Annotated in this window: 19 protein-coding genes and 2 tRNA genes; 9 read left to right on the top strand and 12 right to left on the bottom strand. The window is 73.8% G+C overall.

The window, feature by feature from the left end; all coding sequences use genetic code 11:
• The first annotated feature begins 324 nt into the window (after positions 1-324).
• Positions 325-1,215, top strand: coding sequence for a phosphatase PAP2 family protein (locus ACFP2E_RS09300; RefSeq protein ID WP_378523352.1), 891 nt, complete (start codon positions 325-327; stop codon positions 1,213-1,215).
• On the opposite strand, the gene ACFP2E_RS09295 is transcribed toward ACFP2E_RS09300, so the two are convergent.
• The 3 genes from ACFP2E_RS09295 to ACFP2E_RS09285 all read right to left on the bottom strand — a co-directional run bounded on the left by ACFP2E_RS09295 (position 1,188) and on the right by ACFP2E_RS09285 (position 3,962).
• Entirely contained in the window at positions 1,188-1,838 is a 651-nt protein-coding gene (locus ACFP2E_RS09295) for a response regulator (protein ID WP_378523351.1), read from the bottom strand. The genes ACFP2E_RS09300 and ACFP2E_RS09295 overlap by 28 nt on opposite strands.
• Positions 1,835-3,037 carry a sensor histidine kinase gene (locus tag ACFP2E_RS09290; RefSeq protein ID WP_378523439.1) on the bottom strand — a complete coding sequence of 401 codons (1,203 nt, stop codon included), beginning with the start codon at positions 3,035-3,037 and terminating at the stop codon, positions 1,835-1,837. The genes ACFP2E_RS09295 and ACFP2E_RS09290 overlap by 4 nt, the downstream gene beginning before the upstream one ends.
• 64 nt (positions 3,038-3,101) lie before the next feature.
• Positions 3,102-3,962: a hypothetical protein gene (locus ACFP2E_RS09285; protein WP_378523350.1), complete on the bottom strand. Its 861-nt coding sequence runs from the start codon at positions 3,960-3,962 to the stop codon at positions 3,102-3,104.
• A gap of 150 nt (positions 3,963-4,112) precedes the next feature.
• Here ACFP2E_RS09285 and ACFP2E_RS09280 point away from each other — a divergent pair, with 150 nt between their 5' ends.
• A complete protein-coding gene (locus ACFP2E_RS09280; RefSeq protein ID WP_378523349.1) occupies positions 4,113-4,490 on the top strand; it encodes a hypothetical protein in 378 nt (125 codons plus the stop codon).
• Positions 4,491-4,515: 25 nt separating this feature from the next.
• A tRNA-Ile gene (locus ACFP2E_RS09275) sits at positions 4,516-4,592 on the top strand.
• A gap of 34 nt (positions 4,593-4,626) precedes the next feature.
• Here the strand turns inward: ACFP2E_RS09275 and ACFP2E_RS09270 are convergent.
• Positions 4,627-5,019, bottom strand: coding sequence for a nuclear transport factor 2 family protein (locus ACFP2E_RS09270; RefSeq protein WP_378523348.1), 393 nt, complete (start codon positions 5,017-5,019; stop codon positions 4,627-4,629).
• Between the two features lie 231 nt (positions 5,020-5,250).
• Here ACFP2E_RS09270 and ACFP2E_RS09265 point away from each other — a divergent pair, with 231 nt between their 5' ends.
• A complete protein-coding gene (locus ACFP2E_RS09265; protein ID WP_378523347.1) occupies positions 5,251-5,664 on the top strand; it encodes a DUF1003 domain-containing protein in 414 nt (137 codons plus the stop codon).
• A gap of 100 nt (positions 5,665-5,764) precedes the next feature.
• Entirely contained in the window at positions 5,765-6,190 is a 426-nt protein-coding gene (locus ACFP2E_RS09260) for a CHRD domain-containing protein (protein WP_378523346.1), read from the top strand.
• Between the two features lie 21 nt (positions 6,191-6,211).
• Here the strand turns inward: ACFP2E_RS09260 and ACFP2E_RS09255 are convergent, their stop codons facing one another.
• Together ACFP2E_RS09255 and ACFP2E_RS09250 are read right to left on the bottom strand one after the other, a co-directional pair.
• Positions 6,212-7,219 (bottom strand): hypothetical protein, encoded by a 1,008-nt coding sequence (locus ACFP2E_RS09255; protein WP_378523345.1) that lies wholly within the window; start codon positions 7,217-7,219, stop codon positions 6,212-6,214.
• Between the two features lies 1 nt (position 7,220).
• Positions 7,221-8,216, bottom strand: a complete 996-nt coding sequence (locus ACFP2E_RS09250; RefSeq protein ID WP_378523344.1) for a GNAT family N-acetyltransferase — start codon at positions 8,214-8,216, stop codon at positions 7,221-7,223.
• A gap of 86 nt (positions 8,217-8,302) precedes the next feature.
• Here ACFP2E_RS09250 and ACFP2E_RS09245 point away from each other — a divergent pair, with 86 nt between their 5' ends.
• A complete protein-coding gene (locus tag ACFP2E_RS09245; protein ID WP_378523343.1) occupies positions 8,303-9,043 on the top strand; it encodes a PIG-L deacetylase family protein in 741 nt (246 codons plus the stop codon).
• A 35-nt stretch (positions 9,044-9,078) separates the two neighbouring features.
• On the opposite strand, the gene ACFP2E_RS09240 is transcribed toward ACFP2E_RS09245, so the two are convergent.
• Positions 9,079-10,566 (bottom strand): fused MFS/spermidine synthase, encoded by a 1,488-nt coding sequence (locus ACFP2E_RS09240; protein ID WP_378523342.1) that lies wholly within the window; start codon positions 10,564-10,566, stop codon positions 9,079-9,081.
• 135 nt (positions 10,567-10,701) lie between these two features.
• Between ACFP2E_RS09240 and ACFP2E_RS09235 the strand changes: the two genes are divergently transcribed.
• The 3 genes from ACFP2E_RS09235 to ACFP2E_RS09225 all read left to right on the top strand — a co-directional run bounded on the left by ACFP2E_RS09235 (position 10,702) and on the right by ACFP2E_RS09225 (position 14,145).
• Positions 10,702-11,265, top strand: a complete 564-nt coding sequence (locus tag ACFP2E_RS09235; RefSeq protein WP_378523341.1) for a TetR/AcrR family transcriptional regulator — start codon at positions 10,702-10,704, stop codon at positions 11,263-11,265.
• A 9-nt stretch (positions 11,266-11,274) separates the two neighbouring features.
• Positions 11,275-12,627 (top strand): nucleotide disphospho-sugar-binding domain-containing protein, encoded by a 1,353-nt coding sequence (locus ACFP2E_RS09230; RefSeq protein ID WP_378523340.1) that lies wholly within the window; start codon positions 11,275-11,277, stop codon positions 12,625-12,627.
• A gap of 123 nt (positions 12,628-12,750) precedes the next feature.
• Complete coding sequence (locus ACFP2E_RS09225; protein ID WP_378523339.1) at positions 12,751-14,145, top strand: tannase/feruloyl esterase family alpha/beta hydrolase; 1,395 nt, start codon at positions 12,751-12,753, stop codon at positions 14,143-14,145.
• Positions 14,146-14,444: 299 nt separating this feature from the next.
• Here ACFP2E_RS09225 and ACFP2E_RS09220 read toward each other — a convergent pair.
• From ACFP2E_RS09220 to ACFP2E_RS09200, 5 genes are all read right to left on the bottom strand, one after another.
• A tRNA-Asn gene (locus ACFP2E_RS09220) sits at positions 14,445-14,517 on the bottom strand.
• 95 nt (positions 14,518-14,612) lie between these two features.
• Positions 14,613-15,119, bottom strand: a complete 507-nt coding sequence (locus ACFP2E_RS09215) for a hypothetical protein (protein WP_378523337.1) — start codon at positions 15,117-15,119, stop codon at positions 14,613-14,615.
• A gap of 26 nt (positions 15,120-15,145) precedes the next feature.
• Positions 15,146-17,992, bottom strand: coding sequence for a DNA primase (gene dnaG, locus ACFP2E_RS09210; RefSeq protein WP_378523336.1), 2,847 nt, complete (start codon positions 17,990-17,992; stop codon positions 15,146-15,148).
• Between the two features lie 77 nt (positions 17,993-18,069).
• Positions 18,070-19,011 carry a 2-hydroxyacid dehydrogenase gene (locus ACFP2E_RS09205; protein WP_378523335.1) on the bottom strand — a complete coding sequence of 314 codons (942 nt, stop codon included), beginning with the start codon at positions 19,009-19,011 and terminating at the stop codon, positions 18,070-18,072.
• Complete coding sequence (locus ACFP2E_RS09200; RefSeq protein ID WP_378523334.1) at positions 19,011-20,339, bottom strand: deoxyguanosinetriphosphate triphosphohydrolase; 1,329 nt, start codon at positions 20,337-20,339, stop codon at positions 19,011-19,013. Before ACFP2E_RS09200 ends, ACFP2E_RS09205 begins: the two co-directional genes overlap by 1 nt.
• Between the last annotated feature and the right edge of the window lie 134 nt (positions 20,340-20,473).

Here is a 20,473-nt window from a genome sequence, read left to right as displayed (position 1 = left end):
CCCCAGCGGTCTCGTGGAGCGGGTCGGTCGGAAGTGACCCATGTGTAGTTATGCCGCCATTGTGGCGGAAGTGACCGACGAGCGCCAGTGACGCGCCGGTGGCGGCCGTGACGCGTGTGATCCCCTCGTCCTGCACCGGAACGGCACGTGACGCGGACCATGCGGCCGGCGGCGCGTGGGGCGGACCCCCGCGGGGAACCGTGGCCTGCATGAACCGAGGGATCCGAACCTGGCTGCTGCGCATGCTCCTGTTCACCGGGCCCGGGCGCGGCCTGCCCATCGACCCCATCGACGGGGAGTAGCCGGGCCGGGCACCATGGACGCGTGACCGACGACCCGCGCCTGCGCCGCCGGCTCGCGGCGCTCAGCGGCGCGGTCCTCGCGTACGCCGTGCTGCTCGGCCTCGTCTACTGGGTCGCCGTCCGCACCGTCAACGGCCGCGAGTTCGGTGATGCAGCGCTGCGCGGCGGGCTGCTCACCCGCTCCGCCGTGACGGACACGGTCGACGCAGTGCTCGACGTCGTCTCGGTCGCCATGCTGCTGGGCGCCCTCGCCGTGGTGGCCACGATCGCGCTGCTTCGGCTGGCCCGCGTCCCCGGCCTCGCCGCACTCGGGCTGATGTTCGGGGCCAACGGCACCACCTGGCTCCTCAAGGAGCACCTGCTCACCCGCCCGGACCTCGGCCTCACGGAGTACACCCCCGCCACCCTCAACAGCCTGCCCAGCGGCCACACCACGGCCGCCTTCTCGGCAGTGGCCGCGGTGGTCTTCGTGCTCCCCCACCGGCTGCGCCTCCCGGTCGCGGTCGCCGGCGGCGTCGCCTCCGTGCTCGCCGCCATGGCGACGCTGTTCGCCGGCTGGCACCGGCCCAGCGACTCGGTGGCCGCTTTCCTCGTTGTCGGCGCGTGGACGGCTGCGGCCGCGGCCACGGTCGTGGCCTTCGGCACCCCGCCGACAGGCGAGCCCGAGCCGCCGTCGAGCCGGGCCCGCTGGTTCCTGCCGACAGCGGTCGGGACGCTGGTGCTCGGCCTCGGGCTGGCGCTCGTCCTCGACGCCGCCTCCGGGGTGCGCGACGCGGCGCTGGGGCAGGCGGTGGCGGTGCTCGCCGGACTCTGCTTCGTAACGGGGACGGCAGCCCTCGTCCTCTTCGCGTCGCTGCGGCTGCTCGAGGTGGCGGAGGCCCCGGCTCAGTCCCGCACCCGGCCGGTCTCGTAGGCCCACATCGCGATCTCGACGCGGTTCCGGGCGCCCAGTTTCGCCATCAGGCTGGCGAGGTGCGTCTTGACGGTGCTGAGGCTGATGTGGAGGTCGGCGGCGATCTCGGCGTTCGTGCGCCCGCGGGCCACGGTGGCCAGCACCTCCTCCTCCCGGTCCGTGAGCGGCTCCACCGGCTGCGCGACCGGCGAGGCGGCGCCGGCCAGGCCGGCCAGGAGCCGCCGCGTGATCCGCGGCGAGATCAGCGCGTCGCCGTGCGCCGCGGCCCGGATCGCCTCCCCGAGCAGGTCGGGGCCGGCGTCCTTGAGGAGGAAGCCACTGGCTCCCGCCTGCAGCGCGCCGTGGACGTACTCGTCGAGGTCGAAGGTCGTGATGACGACGACCGCGACCGGCTCGGGCACGTCCGGGCCGGCCAGCAGCCGGGTCGCCTCGACCCCGTCCAGCACCGGCATCCGGATGTCCATCAGGCACACGTCGGGCCGCAGCTCGCGCGCCAGCCGCACCGCCTCCCGGCCGTCGGCGGCCTCGCCCACCACCTCGATGCCGTCGAGGGTGCCGAGGATCAGCCGGAGGCCGGTGCGCACCAGGTCCTGGTCGTCGGCGACGAGCACGCGGATCGTCACGCCGGCACCTCCCTCGGCAACCGGACAGCGACGAGCCAGCCGCGGTCCGGTCCGGGCCCGGCGGCGAAGGTGCCCCCCAGCAGCGCCGCCCGCTCGGCCATGCCGGTCAGCCCGAAGCCGTCGACGCCGGGCAGACCGTCCGGGCGCCGGCGGTCCCGCGGTGGCGCGGGCTCGCCGTCGTCGCGCACCCGCAGCTCGACCGCCGTGGCGTTCCCGAGGACCTCGACGTCGACCCGGCCCGCGCCGCGCGCGTGGCGCAGCGCGTTGGTGACCGCCTCCTGCGCCATCCGGTAGAGCGCCGTGTCCAGCGCCGCCGGCAGCCGGTCGAGGTCGCCCGAGAGCGCGACGGCCACGGCCGGCCCGGGCCCCCGGCCGGCGGAGGTGGCCAGGCCGTGCAGGTCGGCGACCCCGGGCTGCGGGGCGTACTCGGCAGGCGCTGGGCTGCCGCGGCGGCCCGGGCCGCGCAGCACGCGCACCATCGACCGCATCTCGTCCAGCGTGCGCGACGCCTCCTCCTCGATGACGCGCAGCGCCTCGACGGCGGAGCCCGGGTCGCGGTCGGCCAGGGCCCGCCCCGCCTGCGCCTGGATGGCCATCGCCGACACATGGTGGGCGACGGTGTCATGGAGCTCGCGGGCCAGCTGAACGCGTTCGTCGGCCCTCACCCGCTCGATCCGGCGTCGGCGCGCCGTCGACACCGCGCGCATCTGGGCGCCCAGCACCACAGCGGTGGTCAGCACGGCCATGCCCCCCACCGCGTCGGCAAGACCCGTCCAGTCGACCAGCATGGCCACCCCGGCGGCGGCGAGGACGATGCCGAGCCCCGCTGCCACTTCTCGGCCGGTGCCCCAGCGCGCCAGGGCGTAGGGCATCACCAGCACGTAGACCATCGACACCAGCCCCAGCGGCGGCCGGCCCGTCACCGCGAGCGCCACCTCCACGAGGAGGACGGAGCCGAAGACGACGGCCACCGCCGCCAGCGGCCGGGTCCGCCGCCACAGCGTCGCGGGCAGCAGCGCCAGCCCGAGGAGCAGGGAGAGCCACCGCAACGGCAGGTCGCCCCGGAGGGCCACCTCCAGCACCACCGCGGTCGCGGCACCGGCGACCAGCAGCCAGTCCCGCCACACCCGTGCGGGCGGCGACGGCGCCCGGGGCATGGCGAGGGCGCCGCCCAGTGCGCTGCGGAACTGGTGACCCATCACGCCACCAGCGTAGGGACCCGCGGCCTCCGGCGTACCGGCCGAAAGGACGACCCGCTCGGGCTCAGGAGGTCGGGTCGGGCAGGTTCGGCGCGGTGGCCAGCGGCTTCCCGGCGATCTGCAGCATGCGGGCGATCGTCGTACCGGCCACGTCGCCGGGGAGGTACTCGCCGCCGACCACGAGGTGGGTCAGGTCACCGGCCGCCTGGCCGTTGGCGAGCCGGACGGCGGACCCGGAGTCACCCGGCGAGGCGGCGCCGGCCCAGGCGAAGGCGTCACCACCGTCGCCTTTGCCGCGGTAGACGACCACGCCGGCCCGCGGCGTACCCCCGGTGCCGACGACGAGACCGTGGCCTGAGTGCTCGACGACGGCGCCCGGCTGCGGGGAGCCGGCGCCGGTCGGGCCGCCGAAGTAGGCCATGGACGGGTTGACGTACTGCTCCATCTCCGGGCGGACGTCGATGAGCGCGAAGTCGTTGCCGACACCCTGGTCGACGCTCTTCACCGTGGTGCCGATGTTCATCAGCACCCCGGGCGCCGCGACGAGCGTGACCTCGTCGCCGACCTCGGTGCAGTGGCCGGCGGTGCCGATGAAGTAGTTGCTGGCGCTGCCGAAGACGAAGTTCGTGGTGCAACCGGACGGGGCGATGATCCACGCGCCGGGGCGGATGCCCGTGAAGGCGAGGCCGCTGGTCGGGAAGTCCACGCCCTCCGGCAGCGGCACGGACTCGCCACGCTCGGCCGCCGCCATGACCCGCTCGTGCAGCTGCGAGGTGTACCAGTCGGGCTGAGGGGCGCTGAGCTCGACGAAGCGCGGCGCCTCGGGTGTGCCGGCGACCTCCTCGACGGCGGTGGCCGAGGACGAGAGCGGGATGGTCAGGGCCACTGCTGACAGGGCCGCCAGGACGGTGTGACGCACGCGCATGGGTTTCTCCTCCGAGATGAGAAGGCTGGACTCCCCAGCCGCCCCTGCAACGAGGGACCGGACCCGGAGTCACGACCACCGCCGACGTCGCCCGCGGGTCCTCTCCGCAATCCGGGTGCACCGTCGACGAGTCAGCCCTAGGGTGCCGCCGTGTCCACGGCCCTCGTCGTCGCCGCACTCGTCAGTGCGGCGCTCCTGCTCCCGACAGTGGCGCTGCTGCTGGTCTGGGGACTTCTCGGCGGCGACGGGAAGCCCCGCGGCCCGGTGCACGTGGCGCTGGGCTGCGCCGTCGGCCTCGGCTCGCTGCTCAACGTGGGCGCGACCTGGCGGGCCCTCGACGGGATCGGCGCCGCCGCGTGGTGGCTGATGTGGATCCCGACTGCGGCGGCCGTCGCGGCCCTGCCGCTTCTCTCCGGCCAGCCGGGGGCACGGCCGGGACGAAGCGACCTGGCCCTGGGCCTCCTGCTCGCCGCCGCCCTCGGGCTCCCGGCGGCGCTCGTGGCCCTCGGGGGGGGCGTCACGGCGTAGCCCGGCTAGGCTCGGCCCCGGTTCGGGGGCGGTAGCTCAGTCGGTCAGAGCAGAGGACTCATAATCCTTGGGTCGTGGGTTCGAGCCCCACCCGCCCTACCAACGGATGAGCGCCGGCGGCGAGGGCCGGTGAGTGCTACCCGAGTCCGGCGTCGACCGCGGCGTCGTAGGCGCGCTGGTCCTCGTCGAACGTCCAGATCTCGTGGATCTGGCCGTCCGAGAGGCGGTACAGCACGGTGCGCAAGCCCTCGTACGTCGTGCCGGCCACGTCGACGGTGGACCGGACCACGGCGACGGCGTGGTCCTCACCAGCCATGACCTCGATCGGCTCGATCTTCACGTCGAGCGACCCGAACATCTCGCGCATCACCTCCTGCAGCCCGTCCCGGGAGAAGTCCCCTGCGAGCTTGCTCCTGCCGAGGAGGTGCGCGACGAGGTCGTCGGCGAGGTAGTTGCTCGCCCCCTCGACGTCGTGTGCGGCGACTTTCGAGAGGTAGTCGCGGACCCATGACAGCGTCTCGGTGCTCATGACACATCCCTGTGATGAGGAGGTGGACACCAGCCACGCTACGCGCGACGACGGGGGTCTCGCCTGACCACGACGGGGCAGTCCGGACGGGGCAGCCTGTCCGTCACTCGTGGTCCCGGGTCACGGGTCCCCCACCGAACGCCCGAGTCGGCTCAACCCTCCCCTCCACTGGCCAGGTCCTGCGACAGTGGGACCCCGGTGTCGTCCACCCCCGGGGATCGAGAGGCATCGATGTCCACACAGTCCCGGGGCCACCACCCGGTCGTCGTCTCCCAGCTCGAGCACCGCGCGGGAGATCTTCAACTGCGGCTCGCCGACCGCATCACCGCCTTCGCGGGGTCGATGACCTTCGTCTACCTGCACGCCGTTGCGTTCGCGACGTGGATGCTGCTGGTGGAGGCGAGCCCATGGCCGACGCTGACGCTGGCGGTCTCGCTGGAGGCGATCTTCCTGTCGACGTTCGTGCTGATCGGCCAGAACAGACAGGCGGCGTTCCAGCAGGCCAAGGCCGACCACGACTTCCAGGAGTCCGAGCTCGAGCTGCGGACCAACACCGAGCTGACGCGTGAGATCCACGTCCTCACCACGGAGCTGCACCGCCGGATCGTCGGTGGCCCCGGGGGACCCGTCCAGACCGGACCCTGACCCGCCGGTCGAAGGTCCGGGTCCCCGGACCTTCGACCGTGGCGCCGGCCCACGACCCGCGGTACACCAGAAAAGGGGTCACGTCCGACTGGAGGTTCCGATGCGTACGTCCCTGGCCGCCCTCGGCGGCATTGCCGCGCTCTCGCTCACCCTCGCCGCCGCACCGGCGGCGGCCGCGCCGGCCATCCCCATGACCGGGGCGCAGGAGTCCGGTCCCGGTGACAACAACGGGCACGGCTTCTTCAGCTACCGCCTCTCGGGCACCGACTTCTGCTACTCGATGTCCTGGCGAGGCATCGACACCGCCGTGGCGGCACACGTCCACGTGGCACCGCGCCACGTGGCAGGCCCGGTCGTCATCCCCCTCAGCGTGGGCGACGGCTCCGGCGCCACGGTCTCGGACTGCGTGGCGATCGACGCGGGGCTCGCCGCGGCCATCAAGGCGAACCCGAAGGCCTACTACGTCAACGTGCACAACGAGGCCTTCCCCGCGGGCGCGATCCGCGGACAGCTCAAGCGCGACTGACGGTCCGGCCCCTCGGCCCGGTCACCCGACCGGCGAGTCGGCCACGAGCTCGGCGAGCCAGCGCGGGATCGCGCCGCCCCACTCGTCCAGCTCGGCGTCGTCCATCGAGGCGCAGCAGCGGGCCCAGCACTCGACCCTGCCCAGACGGGCCAGGCGGAGGGCGGCCGGGAGCGCGGCGCGCAGCGCCGGCATGGGGGCGAGGTCGCTCCAGACCTCGAGCGCGGCATCTGCCACCCGCCACAGCCGCGGGTCGTCAGGACCGGCCCCGAGCCGGCCCGCGAGCACGTTCAGCGGGATCAGCAGCACGCCCAACGGCTCGGTGAGCAGCGAGTCGGCGAAGTCGAAGAAGCGCAGCTCGTCGGCCACGTGGAAGACGTTGTTCTCGTGCAGGTCGTTGTGGTTGAGGGTCACCGGGAGCCCGAGTGAGGCCACCTGCTCCGCCCAGTCGCGCACGGCGAGCAGCCGCCCGCACACGGCGTCGTGCAGCTCGCGGGGCATCCGGCGCGGGTCGTCGGCCGGCAGCGCGACGAGCTCCTCGAGCCGGCGCTCGACGTACGCCGGGGCGTCGGCGGGCGGCAGCGTCGTGAGGCCCAGCGACTCGAGGCGGTCCCGGTGCGGCGCGACCGCCCGCTGCAGCTCCGCCGCGGCGGCCGCGACCCGGCACCACGCGTCCACGTCGTCGTCCGCCACGGTGGCGGCCATGACCTGCCCCTGGTCGGGGGTCAGCAGCAGCCCGCGGTCCGGATCCGCGCCCGCCACGGGCACGACCCGGTCCGGCGCCACCTCCCCCAGCGCCTGCACGAGCGCGGCCTCGAACGACTGCAGCTCGCAGTTCTGCTTGAGGTAGAACCGGCGGTCCGCGGTCTCCACCGCCCACACCGACGCCCACACACGGAGCTTCACCTGCTCCAGCACGGCCAGGTCGCCGACCTCGCCGGCGACCCACTCGGCGAGCGCGGCGGCGCACTCGGCGCTCGCCCACTCCTGCGTCCGGCTCGGCAGCCGCTCCCCCAGATCGGCGTGCGGCACGTCAGTCCCGCCGCTGCATCTCGTGCATCTGCTCGACGACGCGGTAGCCGAAGCGCAGGTTGGTGCGGTGCATGGCGTGGTTCTCCGGGTCGGTCCACGTGTGGAGCACGGTCCGGTCCGGGTGCTCGCGCGCCACGACCTCGAGCGTCGCCAGCTTGAGCAGGGTCCCGAGCCGGTGGCCGCGGAGGGCGGGCATGACCAGCGTGTCGCCCTGGATCGCCGTGGGCTGGCCGTGCGGCAGGAACACCTGGCTGTGACCCACCAGCTCCCCATCTGCATCGCGGGCGGCGGCGACGACCTGGCGGTACGACCTCACCATCCGCTCCTCGAAGGAGCGCAGCCGGGACTCGTCGTAGACGATCGGCTCCCAGTCCAGCTCGCCGACCGGCACGTCGTCGGCCATCTGGGTCTTGAGGCGGCAGTAGCCGGCCCTGAGCTCGGCCGGGCAGCGGTCGCCCCAGGTCACGACCTCGTACGCCGCACCCGCACCGTCGAGCTCCGCCCGGCGCGCCGCCAGGCGGTCGGCGGCCACGGGAAGGTCGAGCACGAGGTGGTCCTCGACGTGGACGCTGCCGAATCCCGCACGCGTCGCGAACTCCAGACCCGCCCGCCCCACGGCGCCGTCGGGGACGAAGAGCTCGGCGATCACCGTGGTCCTGCCCGCCTCGCGTCGCAGCGCGTCGAGCCGGTCGAGCAGGGCGGTGCCGATGCCTTCCCGGCGCCGCGCCGGCACGACGTGGACCGCCACCTCGGCGAGGTGCGTGTTGTCGTTCAGCGACAGCTCGAGCTCGCCGGTGCCGACCACGACGTCGCCGTCGCGGGCCGTGACCAGGTCACGCCGCACGTACTCGCCGGGGTCGCGGACCGCCGCGGCGAGCGCCTCGAACGTCCGGGAGTAGGCATACGGGCGCCCGGCGTGGAAGGCGACCTGCTCGGCGTCGAACCAGGCCCGCAGGGCCTGCTCGTCGAAGGGGTCGACCCCCGCGATCTCGACCATGGCCACACCCAACCGGACCGCGGCGGCCGCGGCAACGGGTTTCGCCGCCCCATCCGGGCGCCGGGTGCTTCTGCCATGCTCGGGAGATGGAGCCCGAGCCCCTCACCCCGCTGCCCGAGGACTGGACCCGTGCGCTGTGCATCGTCGCGCACCCCGACGACATGGAGTTCGGCGCCGCCGCCGCCGTCGCCCGCTGGACCGGCCAGGGCAAGAAGGTCGGCTACTGCATGGTGACCAGCGGCGAGGCCGGCATCGACGGCATGCACCCCGACGAGTGCCGCCGCGTGCGCGAGGCCGAGCAGGTCGAGTCGGCCCGCATCGTCGGGGTCGACCACGTCGAGTTCCTCGGGCTGCCCGACGGCATCCTCGAGTACGGCGTGCCGCTGCGCCGCACGCTCGCCGAGGTGGTCCGGCGCTTCCGTCCGGACATCGTCGTGACCGGCAACTTCCGCGACACCTGGGGCGGCCGGAACCTCAACCAGGCGGACCACATCGCCGTGGGCCGGGCCGTGCTCGACGCCGTGCGCGACGCCGGCAACCGCTGGGTCTTCCCCGAGCAGCTCGACGGCCCGCTGGAGCCGTGGGGCGGCGTGCGGGCGGTGTGGGCGTTCGGCTCCCCGCAGGCCGGGCACGCGGTCGACACGACCGACACGTTCGAGGCGGGCGTGGAGTCGCTGAGGGCCCATGCCGCCTACATCGAGGGCCTCGGCTGGGAGGACTTCGACCCGCGCGAGTTCCTCGAGGGCTTCGCGCGGCAGACCGGCCAGCGGCTCGGTGTCCCCATGGCGGCGGCGTTCGAGGTGCTGCCCATGGGCTGGGGCGAGTAGCAGACGCTCGGCCCGGCCGCGCACTGGTAAGGCGCTCAGGGGTAGGGCGTGAGCAGCTGGTCCACCGGCGCGTGGTCGTCGCGGAGCACCGGCGCGTCCTCCACCCAGTCGTCGAGCCGCTCTCCCTCGATCACCGTCCAGCCGGTCCCCCGCTCCGCCATCCGGTCGGCCCAGGCCGCGGTGTCGAGTGGCCGCGCACCCGCGACCGCGACGAGGTTCCCACCGCGGTCCCCGAAGAGGGTCTCCGGCCGGGCCGCAAGCGCGACGTGCTCGAAGGTCTCCCGCAGGGTCGCGACCTGGGCCCGCGCGAACGCGAGCGGGCCGTAGTCGATGAGGTTGGCGGCGTACAGCCCGTCGTCGGTGAGCACGCGCCGCACCTCCTGCAGCGCCTCTCGCGTCGTGAGGTGGAAGGGGATGCTGACGCCGCCGAAGGCGTCACCGACGACCAGGTCGCGGCTGGCCGAGGGGGCTCGACGGAGCCCGGTTCGGGCGTCCTCGACGCGCACCTCGAGGCCGTCCCCCTGCTCCAGCCCGAGCAGCTCGACGTCCGCCTCCAGCACGCCCGGGTCGATCTCGGAGACCAGGCTGTCGGTCCCCGGGCGGACTGCGTGCAGGTAGCGCGGGAGGGTCAGCCCGCCGCCGCCGAGGTGGTAGGCGCGCAGCGCCGCACCCTCGGCGTACGCCGTGTCGGTGAGCGAGGCGATCGCCTGGACGTAGGCGAAGTCGAGGTGGGTCGGGTCGACCAAGTCGACGTAGGAGTGCCGGACCCCGTCGAGGACCAGCACTCGACCGGTTTCCCGGTCGGGGTCGGTCTGCACCACGGCGCAGTGGTAGCGGGTCTCGATGTCGCATCCACCGGGAGCGGCCGCCGCCCCGAGCGCCCCGGCCGCGATCGCCCCGGCCGCGATCGTCGGGCTGCGCCAGCCCCGCACCCGTACGTCGACCAGCACCGACGAGGCGACGAGCAGGACGCCGAGGCCCACCAGGATGGTGCTCACGGGAGCCAGCGAGATGAGCACGAACCCGGTCAGCACCGTGCCGGCGATGGCGCCCACCGTGCCGATGCCGGACAGCCGGCCCACCACGGTGCCCGTCTCGTCGAGGCTGGCCAGCCGGAGCTTGATCACCATCGGCGTGACCGCGGACAGCAGCGAGGCCGGCACCACGATGGCGAGCGTCGCGGCTCCCAGCAGCATCGACCCGTCGCCGGCCGCACCCGCTGACCGCACGGCACCCGGCATCAGCGCCACGGCGCCTCCGGCGACCGCGAGCAGGGGGCCCAGCGTCCGCCGCGGGGAGACCCGGTCCGCGGCACGCCCGCCGAACCAGGCACCCGCGGCGATGGCCGTGAGCGCCAGGCCGATGACGAGCGTGTTCGTCTCCAGCGTGAGACCGAGGTAGGGGGCGAGGAGGCGGAGCGACGCGAGCTCCACCACGAGCACGGCGCCGGACGAGCCGAACACCAGCGCTCCCGCGGTCCACGGCCCCAGCGGGGCCCGCCCGCGCGGCTCCGGCCGGTCCATGGCCCCACCCTGCCAGAGCCGCCCGACCGGGGCGGCCGGTCCAGCCCACCCGCGCTCGTGCCGACAAACCTCTTGTGCCAGGAACCAACATTTGGTTTTAGTAATGCCCTAATGACTAGCACACGACCCTACCGAATGGACACGCGGGCCGCGGCCGCCGCCGCCACCCGCGAGCGCATCGCCGCTGCCGCGGAGCACGCCTTCACGACGCAGTGGTACGACGACGTGACCATCCGCGGCATCGCCGCGGAGGCCGGTGTCTCCCAGCAGACCGTGCTCAACCACTTCGCGACCAAGGAGGACCTGTGCGCCGCGGCGCTCGACCGGTTCACCGCGGCCATCGACTCGCGTCGCGCCCAGGTCTCCCCCGGCGACGTCGACGAGGCGGTCGCCGTCCTCGTCGAGGACTACGAGGCGACCGGTGACGCGACCCTCCGGATGCTCGCGGTCGAGGACCGCGTGCCGACCGTCCAGCCGTGGCTGGCGATGGGCCGGCGCGAGCACGAGCGCTGGGTGGCCACGATCTTCGCCGACGCGCTCGAGGGCCTGTCAGGCCGCGAGCGGGACCAGCGGCTCGGCCAGCTGGTCGTGGCGACCGACGTCTACGCCTGGAAGCTGCTGCGCCGCGACCGGGACCTGAGCCCCGCCGAGGTCGCCGACTCGCTGAGCCGTCTCGTACGACTGCTGCACCTGCGATGAGCCGCCGCGATGCGACACCACCTCCCGGACCTGCTCGCGCTGCTCGCCCCCCTCACCCCACCACCACACCAGAGAGGCACCACCATGAAGCGCTCCAAGATCCTGATCGCCGCCTGGGACGGAGCGGGATGCGTCCCCCCGCTGATGTCCGTCGCCCGCGCCCTCGTCGGCCGCGGTCACGACGTCCGCGTCATCGGCGACCCCGTGCTCGCCGGCGCGACGACCGCCGCCGGGGCACGCCACGTGCCGTGGACCCGGGCCCCGCACCGGCGCGACCGCAACCGGGCGTCGTGGTTCATCGACGACCTCGGCCCGGACGGCTTCGCCGGGATGCGCGACAACCTCGCCGTCGGCCCGGCCGCCGCGTTCGCCGCCGACGTGCGGGAGGAGATCTGGAGGGAGCCACCGGACCTCGTGCTCGCCGAGACCCTGCTGCTCGGGGCGCTCGTCGCCGCCGAGGCCGCGGAGGTCCCGGCGGCCCTGCTCAACACGACGATCAACATGTTCCCGGTCGAGGGCGTGCCGCCGTTCGGCCCGGGCTTCCTGCCGGCCGTCGACGACGCGGACCGGGAGCTCCACGCGGCCGTGGCCGAGCAGGGTGCCGCCGCCTGGAACGAGGCGCTTCCCGCCCTCAACCGCGCCCGCGAGGAGCAGGGGCTGCCGCCGCTGGCGCACGTGCTCGAGCAGTACCGCAGCGCCGCCCGGGTGCTGGTGCTGACGAGCTCCGCCTTCGACTTCACCGGCCCCCTCCCGCCCTTCCTGCGGTACGTCGGGCCCCGGCTCGACGACCTCGACGCGGTGCCCGACGGCTGGACGCCGCAGCCCGGTGACGAGCCACTGGTGCTCGTGTCGCTGAGCACCGAGTTCCAGGACCAGACCGACACGCTCGCCCGCGTCGCGGCCGCCCTGGGCACACTGCCCGTGCGCGGCGTGGTGACCACCGGCCGCGCCGTCGACCCGGGGTCGGTGCCGGCGCCGGCGAACGTGCAGGTGCTGCGGCTGGCACCGCACCGGGAGGTGCTGCCGCACGCCTCGGTCGTGGTGACCCACTGCGGCCACGGCACGACCATCAAGGCGCTGGCCGCCGGGATACCGCTGGTCTGCCTGCCGATGGGCCGCGACCAGAACGACGTCGCCGCCCGGGTGGTGCACCGCGGCGCCGGTGTCCGGCTGGACCCGGCCTCGGCGCCCGAGCAGATCGCCGCGGCGGTGCGCGAGGTGCTCGACGACCCGGCGTACCGGGTCCGCGCCTCGTCCATCGCCGACGTCATCGCGGTGGAGACCGCCGACGACCTCGCCGTGCGCGAGATCGAGGAGCTCCTCGGCAGCCACCACGGCGCCCCCGAGGCTGCCCGCGCCTGACGCTCACGGTTCAGGCACCGGCCCGCGCATCCGCCCACGAGGTGGCCGAGCCCCACACCGAGCGACCCGGTGTGGGGCTCGGCCACATGGACCTCCCGGCCGGAGCCGGTGAGCATGGCCGGCATGCGTGTCCTGATCACGATCTCGGCGCTGGTCGCGACGCTCCTCGCCGCCCCCTCGCCCGCCCTCTCGTCCACCCTCACACCGGCCCCCTCATCAGCCCAGGCGTCCGACGACGGGCACTGCGCCCGGCAGGGGCGGATCGACGTGCCGGGCGCCCCGCAGCAGCGGATCTCCTGCCTCGACGACCTCACCACCGCGTCGACGGTCGCCACCGGCCACACCGACCCGGCCGACTGGGCCGGGCTGCACGCCCCGGGCACCCGCAACCCCAGCGACGTGCCGGGGATCCAGGTCGACGGGTACTTCCCGGACACCTCGACCTCGAACACCCACTTCGGCTGGAACCACGACTCGCAGTTCGTGATCCGGCTCCCCGACGACTGGAACCGCGGGCTCGTGGTCAGCGGTGCACCCGGGACCCGCACCCAGTTCGCCGGTGACGTCCTCTTCAGCGACTGGCTGCTGGCCCGCGGCTACGCCTACGCGATGACCGACAAGGGCAACAGCGGCAGCGGCTTCCACCGGGACGGCGAGCAGCCCGGCGACGCCGTCGCCGAGTGGAACCGCAGGGTCACCCAGCTGACCCGCGCCACGAAGCAGGTCGTGGCGCAGCGCTACGGCCGCGAGCCGCGGCGTACCTACGCGATGGGCATCTCCAACGGCGGCTACCTCGTCCGCTGGCAGCTGGAGAACCGGCCGCGGCTCTACGACGGCGGCATCGACTGGGAGGGCACGCTCTACCAGGCCGACGCCCCCAACCTGCTCACCTACCTGCCCGACGCCCTGCGCCACTACCCGTCGTACGCCGCGACCGGCGACCAGGAGGCCTTCGACGCGATGGTCGACGCAGGCTTCCACCCGGAGTCGGCGTTCACGTGGGAGTACCACTACGGCGTCTACTGGGACCTCACGCAGCGGCTGTACCGCGAGGAGTTCGACCCGGCGTACGACGGCGAGCTCGAGGCGGGCGTGCCGTTCTGCCAGAGCGGCACCCCGAGCTGCGACGCCGACTACGACTACGCGTCCCGGCCGGTCGCCCAGGAGGCGATGGCGAAGGTCGCGCTCACCGGCGACGTGCGCCGGCCGATGCTCACCCTCCACGGCACCCTCGACGCGCTGCTCCCGATCCGCACCGACTCCGACGTCTACCGGCCGATGATCCGCGAGCGGGGTCGGGCGGCGCTCCACCGCTACTACCGGGTCCCCGACGGCACCCACGTCGACGGCCTGTACGCCGAGTACGGCGACCGGGTGCGTCCGCTGCTGCCGTGCGCCCGATCGGCGTTCGTGCAGCTGACCCGGTGGGTCGAGGACGGCGCCCGGCCGCCGGCCAGCGCCACCCTCAGCCGGCCTGCCGAAGGCACCGACACCGTCAACCACTGCCGCCTCCGCTGAGGCTTCGAAAGAGGCCTGACGGCCGACGACCTGACGGGCGGATCCTGCTGCTGAAGGAATGGAGACCGCCATGGCAGGTCGTCGGCTCGGATGTCGCCTGAACATCCACCACGCCTGGCGGTCCGAGCGCACCGAGGACGGCAGGACCTACCTGCGCTGCCGTCGTTGCGGGAAGGACCACCCGGGCAACACGTCAGGACCGTACGACCGGTCCGGACTCATCGGAGGGGCCTTCTAGCCCGTCCCACGACACAACAAAGAGGCCCCGACCCGCAGTGCGGGTCGGGGCCTCTCGATCGCTCCCCCGGTTGGACTCGAACCAACAACCCTCCGGTTAACAGCCGAATGCTCTGCCAGTTGAGCTACAGGGGATCGCGCGTGCGAAACCTTAGCAAGCGAGGGGCCGACGTAAAAATCGAGGTCCCCGCTCCCGAGCGGGCCGCGCCACGGTGCCCGTCACGGGCTCATCAGGGCTCGCCCAGCTCCTGGCGGGCGGCCGTGAGCGCGTCCTCGGCGACCTGGCGGACGAAGGGGTCGGCGGGGTCGACGCCCTCGTCGAACTCGTAGAACCAGGCGATAGGCCGGTCCCCGCGGGGCGCCCGCCGGGCGATCACGCGCAGACCGCGACGGCCGTCGACGCGGACGTGCCGCTGGAGCACGACGCTCGCCGTCACCCGCTCGCGGACGAGCTGCAGAAAGAGCCCGGAGTGGTCGAGCGCGAGGACGTGCTGGACGCGGTGCTCGCCCCAGGAGCCCACCTCGCGGACTCGCAGCACGGACGCTTCCTGGTCCCAGTCGGCGGACTCCACCTCCTCCCACGGCAGCCGGACCGGCGCCGGGCCCGAGGCACCCTCGACGGGGCACGGCGCCGCGACCGGCGGCGGCAGGTAGAGCGCGTCGCGGGTCCCCGCGACGAGCCGCCCGTCGACCGTCTCGGCGCTCGCCAGGACCTTCTCCCCCGGGGCGACCGGCACGGTCCGGCGGGAGCGCCACCCGGCCCTCACGAGGCGCCCACCGCGAGCTCGCGGAGGTTGCGGCGGTGCTGCTCGAGGGCGACGAGCTCGCCGAACATCCGGTTGTAGTCGCCGGCCTGCTCCACGGGGTTGGTGCGCTGCAGCTTGGACTTGAGGTCGGCAATCCGTCGCATCGCGGTGAGCTCGAGCAGCCGGTAGACGTGGGCGGCGACGTAGCTCTGGTCGGGCTCGCGCGAGGTCCGCAGCGGCTCGACACCCAGGGCGCTGATCGCCGACGACACGGCCGGGTCCTCGGCGGCGTCGCGGAGCTTCGTGGCCCAGCCCGGGTCCGCGGCGGCCGCGGCCGGACCGCCCGCGGCGGCGACGAGCTCCCACACCGCCCGGTAGGTGGGGTGGGTGAAGTCGTTGGGGCCGACGTCGCCGGTCGCGCGCGAGGCGGCGCCGGGGTGCTGGATGACCAGCTTGAGGACGTCGCGCTCGAGCTGGAACCGCGGGTCGCGCAGGTCGGGCAGCTGTCGGCGGGGCGCCTGCTGGCCGGCCGGCGCGGCGGGCTCAGGCTGCCGGGCGCCGCGCTGGTCACCGCGCTGGTCACCGCGGGTCGAGGCCGGCCGGGCCGCGGCCCGGCGCACCTCGCTGCGGGCCTGCTCCACGTCGACACCGACCATCCCGGCGAGCTCGCGGGCGAAGGCGTCGACCTTCGACTTGTCGCGGATGCTCGACACCAGGCGCGCACCCTCGCGCACCGCGTCGACGCGCCCGTCGGCCCGGTCGAGGTCGTACTTGCCGATGACGTTGCCGAGCACGAAGCGATAGAGCGGCACCCGCCGGGCGACCAGCTCGCGCACGGCGGCGTCGCCCTGCTGGATCCGCAGGTCGCACGGGTCGAGCCCGGACGGCTCGACCGCGACGTAGGTCTGCGAGACGAAGTTCTGGTCCCCCTCGAAGGCGCGCAGCGCGGCCTTCTGTCCCGCGGCGTCGCCGTCGAAGGTGAAGATCACTTCGCCGCGGAACTCCTCGTGGTCGTGGAGGAAGCGCCGCAGCACGCGGGCGTGGTCGTCGCCGAAGGCGGTGCCGCAGGTGGCGACAGCGGTGGTGACACCGGCGAGGTGGCAGGCCATCACGTCGGTGTAGCCCTCGACGACCACGGCCTGCGAGGAGCGCGCCATGTCACGGCGCGCGAGGTCGATGCCGTAGAGCACCTGGCTCTTCTTGTAGAGCGGCGTCTCGGGGGTGTTGAGGTACTTCGCCTCGATCTTGTCGTCGTCGAAGATCCGCCGGGCGCCGAAGCCGATGGTGTCGCCGGTGGCGTCGCGGATCGGCCACAGCAGCCGGCCGCGGAACCGGTCGTACGCCGACCTGCCGATGGCGACGAGCCCGCCGGCCACCGTCTCCTCCTGGGAGAACCCCTTCTGGCGCAGGTGCTTGAAGAGGGCGTCACCGTCGCGCGGCGCGAAGCCGATCCCGAAGTGCTCGGCGGCGGCCTGGTCGAAGCCCCGCTCGGCGAGGAACTTGCGCGCCTCGAGCGCCTCCGGCGCGCCGAGCCGGTCGGCGTAGTACTCCTGCGCGACGCGGTGGGCCTCCACGAGGCGGCTCCGCTGCGGCCCCTTGGGCCGGTCGTCGCGGCCGTCGCCGTCCTCGCGGCGCAGCGGCACGCCGTACTTCTCCGCCAGCCGCTCGACGGCCTCGACGAACGACAGGCCGTCGAGCTTCATCAGGAACGTGAAGACGTCCCCGCCCTCCCCGCAGCCGAAGCAGTTCCCCGTGAGGATGTTGTCCTCCAGGGCGAAGGCGTGACCGTCCTCCACCTCGGCGCAGTAGACCTCCTCGACTCGCTCGGAGGGCTCGACGGACCGCACGACCCAACCGCGCCTCGAGTACTTCTTGTCCGCCGCGACGAAACGCTCCCTGTGCCTGTCCAGCAGGAAGAAGTCCTCGGTGAGGTCCTCGTTCACGAAGTGGACGCGGTGCAGGTCGCTGGCTTCCGTGCCGAGGCCGACTCGTGACTGCGTCGTGATGCCGTAGGTGGCGATGCCGAGTCGCGTGCACACGTCTCGGACGAACTCGAGCGACCCTCGATCGGCGGAGTTGAGGATCAGGGTTCCGTCCGCGGCCACGCAGCCGTCGGCTGCGAAGTAGCCCGCCAACCATCCGTAGAGGTAGGACACCGACTCGTCGATCGGCGGTAGTTCCTTGAAGAACCTCGGGAGGTGGTGGACGAGGAGGTTCCCCTCGGTCTCCGTCGTGTGGCTGTTGGGGAACCACTTGAGCATCGCCATGTCCTTGGGCGGGCACAGCTTTGCCAGGCTCCCGGTGCCGGACCGCGTCCCATCCCCGTAGGTGAATCCGTGCGCGATGCCGAAGGGCGAAGGTGTCGTGCGCTGGATCCGGTTTGCGGCGAACTGCGAGACCAGACGGTCACCCGCCTTGAGGTCAGTGGTCAGGACCTCCCGCCGCTTTCGATGGTCCTTGCCCGAACGAACGAACCACCGGTGACCGTCGGTTGCGAAGAGCTCCTTCGTCTGACGGTTCCGGGTGACGGTGATCCTGTGGAGGCGCTGGACGCCGTAGGACTTGAACGGCGCCTCCACCCAGCGTCCCTGGTGGTTCAGGATCCGGTGCGTCCCGCCGGCCAGCTCGGCGATCGGACGAGCACCCTCCCAGGTCAGGACGCGCGTCTCCCCGGCCAGGCAGTGGTAGAACTGGCGCGCCGGGGTCACGTGGAAGGACGGCGACTTCTCGTCGTGGAACGGGCACAGGCCCTTCATCGACCCGCCCCCGGCGTTGCGCAGCGTCACGTAGGAGGAGACGACCTCGTCGATGCGCGCCTTGTCGCGCACTGCGGCGATGTCGTCATCGCGGATCCTGCCTGCCACGCGGCGGAGTCTACGGCCGCGCACCCAGCGCGGGGCGAGGGCTCCACAACTCGCGGGGCCGCGCCGGTCGACGGCCGTCAGAGATGGTCGGGGACGACGTTGCGCAGCGGATCGCCGGCGGCGAACCGCTCGAGCTGCTCGCGCACCAGCCGGTGGGCGCGCGGCCACATCGCGCTGCTCGAGCCGCCCACGTGGGGCGAGACCAGCAGGTTGGGGGCCTCCCACAGCGGGTGGCCGGCCGGCAGCGGCTCCGGGTCGACGACGTCGAGGGCCGCGCTGATCCGGCCGGACCGGAGCTCGGCCAGCAGGGCGTCGGTGTCGACGACGGCGCCGCGGGCGACGTTGACCAGCAGCGCACCGTCGCGCATCCCGGCCAGGAAGCCGGCATCGACGAGGCCGCGCGTCGCGTCGGTCAGCGGCACCGCCAGCACCACCACGTCGACCTCGGGCAGCAGCGCGGAGAGCTCGTCGAGCGCGTGCACCCCCTCGCGGGCAGTCCGCGCCACCCGGACCACCTCGACCTCGAACGGCGCCAGCCGGCGCTCGATCGCCTCCCCCACGGCACCGTGGCCGACCAGCAGCACCCGCCGGTCGGCGAGCGCGGGGTGCCAACCCGGCCGCCACACGCCGCGGTCCTGGTCTCGGACGAAGCCGGGGACGCCGCGCAGCGAGGCAAGAACCAGCGTGACCGCGAGCTCGGCGGTGGAGGCGTCGTGGATGCCCCGGCCGCTGCAGAGCACGACCCCGTCCGGAGTGCGGCCGCGCAGGTTGTCGACACCCGCGGTGAGCGTCTGCACCACCCGCAGCGACGGCATGCGGGGCAGCACGTCGGCCACCTCGGGGCCGAGCAGGTAGGGGGTGACGTAGAAGGCGACGTCGGCGAAGGAGTCGGGCACGTGGCGGGTGGGGTCGACCTGCTCGTAGCGCAGCCCGGCCGGCGGGCTGCCGAGGTCGGCCGGGTCGAACGGCAGCCAGACGAGCGGCTCCCCCGCTTCCGGGCCGGTCCCCCGGGCCGCCATCAAGACGTGGCCCCGACGAGCCGGGCGTGCCGGGCGACCGCGCTGGCGTCGGTGAGCGAGGCGACCTGGTCGATGACGACCCGGCGCCGGGCGGCGTCGTCCGCCGCCTCGTCCCAGTCGTCGGCGAACGGCCGGTCGAGGCCGTCCGGACCGCGGTCGAGCAGCGCCGCCACGAGCTCGGCCAGCAGCTCGCGCTGGCGGACCATCGCGGCGACCCGGTCGTCGGCGCGCATCACGTAGTGGGCGGCGATCCCCTTGAGCACCGCCATCTCCAGCCTCGTCGTCTCCGGCACGACCAGGTCGGCGGCATACCGCACGAACGGCCCGTCGCCCGTCGCGTACGTGGCGTGCTGCACCGCGCCGCAGAACCGGCCGATGAGGTCGCTGGTGAGGTTCTTCAGGGCCGCGAGGCTGCGCCGGCTGCGGTCGTAGGGCGTGGTCGGCCAGCTGCCCTGCTGCTGCAGCCCCTCGAGCACCTCGTCGAGCCGGTCGTCGGCGGCGTCGGGGAGGTACCAGTCGCGGACGGTCTGCCACACGGCCGCGCGGTCGAGGCGGGTCAGGTCGATCCTGCCGGCGACGATGCCGTCCTCGACGTCGTGGACGGAGTAGGCGACGTCGTCGGCGAGATCCATCACCTGCGCCTCGAGGCAGCGCCGCCGCCCGGGCACGCCGTCGCGCAGCCACCGGAAGACCCGCAGGTCGTCGCCGTAGACGCCGAACTTGCGCACCACCCGCGGCGACCCGTCGGCGTGGACGCCGTTGGGATCCTCGGCCTCGTCGTGGGACCAGGGGTACTTGGTGCAGGCGTCGAGCGTCGCCCGGGTCAGGTTGAGTCCGACCGAGCGGCCCTCGTCGTCGACCGTCTTGGACTCCAGCCGGGTCAGCAGCCGCAGCGTCTGGGCGTTGCCCTCGAACCCGCCGCAGTCGACGGACAGCTCGGCCAGCACCCGCTCGCCGTTGTGCCCGAACGGCGGGTGGCCGAGGTCGTGGGCGAGCGCCGCGGTCTCGACGATGTCGGGGTGGCAGCCGAGCGCCCGGGCGAGGTCGCGGCCGACCTGGGCCACCTCGAGGCTGTGGGTCAGCCGGTTGCGCACGAAGTCGTCGGTCTGCGGCCCGACGACCTGGGTCTTGGCCGCGAGCCGCCGGAACGACGCAGCGTGGACCACCCGCGCCCGGTCACGCTCGAACGGCGTGCGCTCGGGCGCGTCGACCCGCTTGGGCGGCTCGGCGACGATCCGCTCGCGCGCGGCCCGGTCGTAGGCCTCGTCGTGGTGCTGCGCGTCGGCGTACTGCGGGATGGCCGAGGGGGCGGCCGGCGGAATGGTCATCGGGGGCGACCTTACTGGCCGCCCCCGACAACCCCACTCACTGTGGGCGCGCACCTCACCGGGTTTCGACGCGCCTTGCGCGACCTCGCGACCTCGGTCGCGGGCTTGCTCAACCTTCGCTCGCGACGCGGCGG

The organism is Nocardioides sp. GCM10027114, from assembly GCF_042659625.1.
Taxonomy (GTDB): Bacteria; Actinomycetota; Actinomycetes; order Propionibacteriales; family Nocardioidaceae; genus Nocardioides.
The sequence above is the reverse complement of the archived record's forward strand: the minus strand, read 5'-3'. Positions and strand labels throughout refer to the sequence as shown.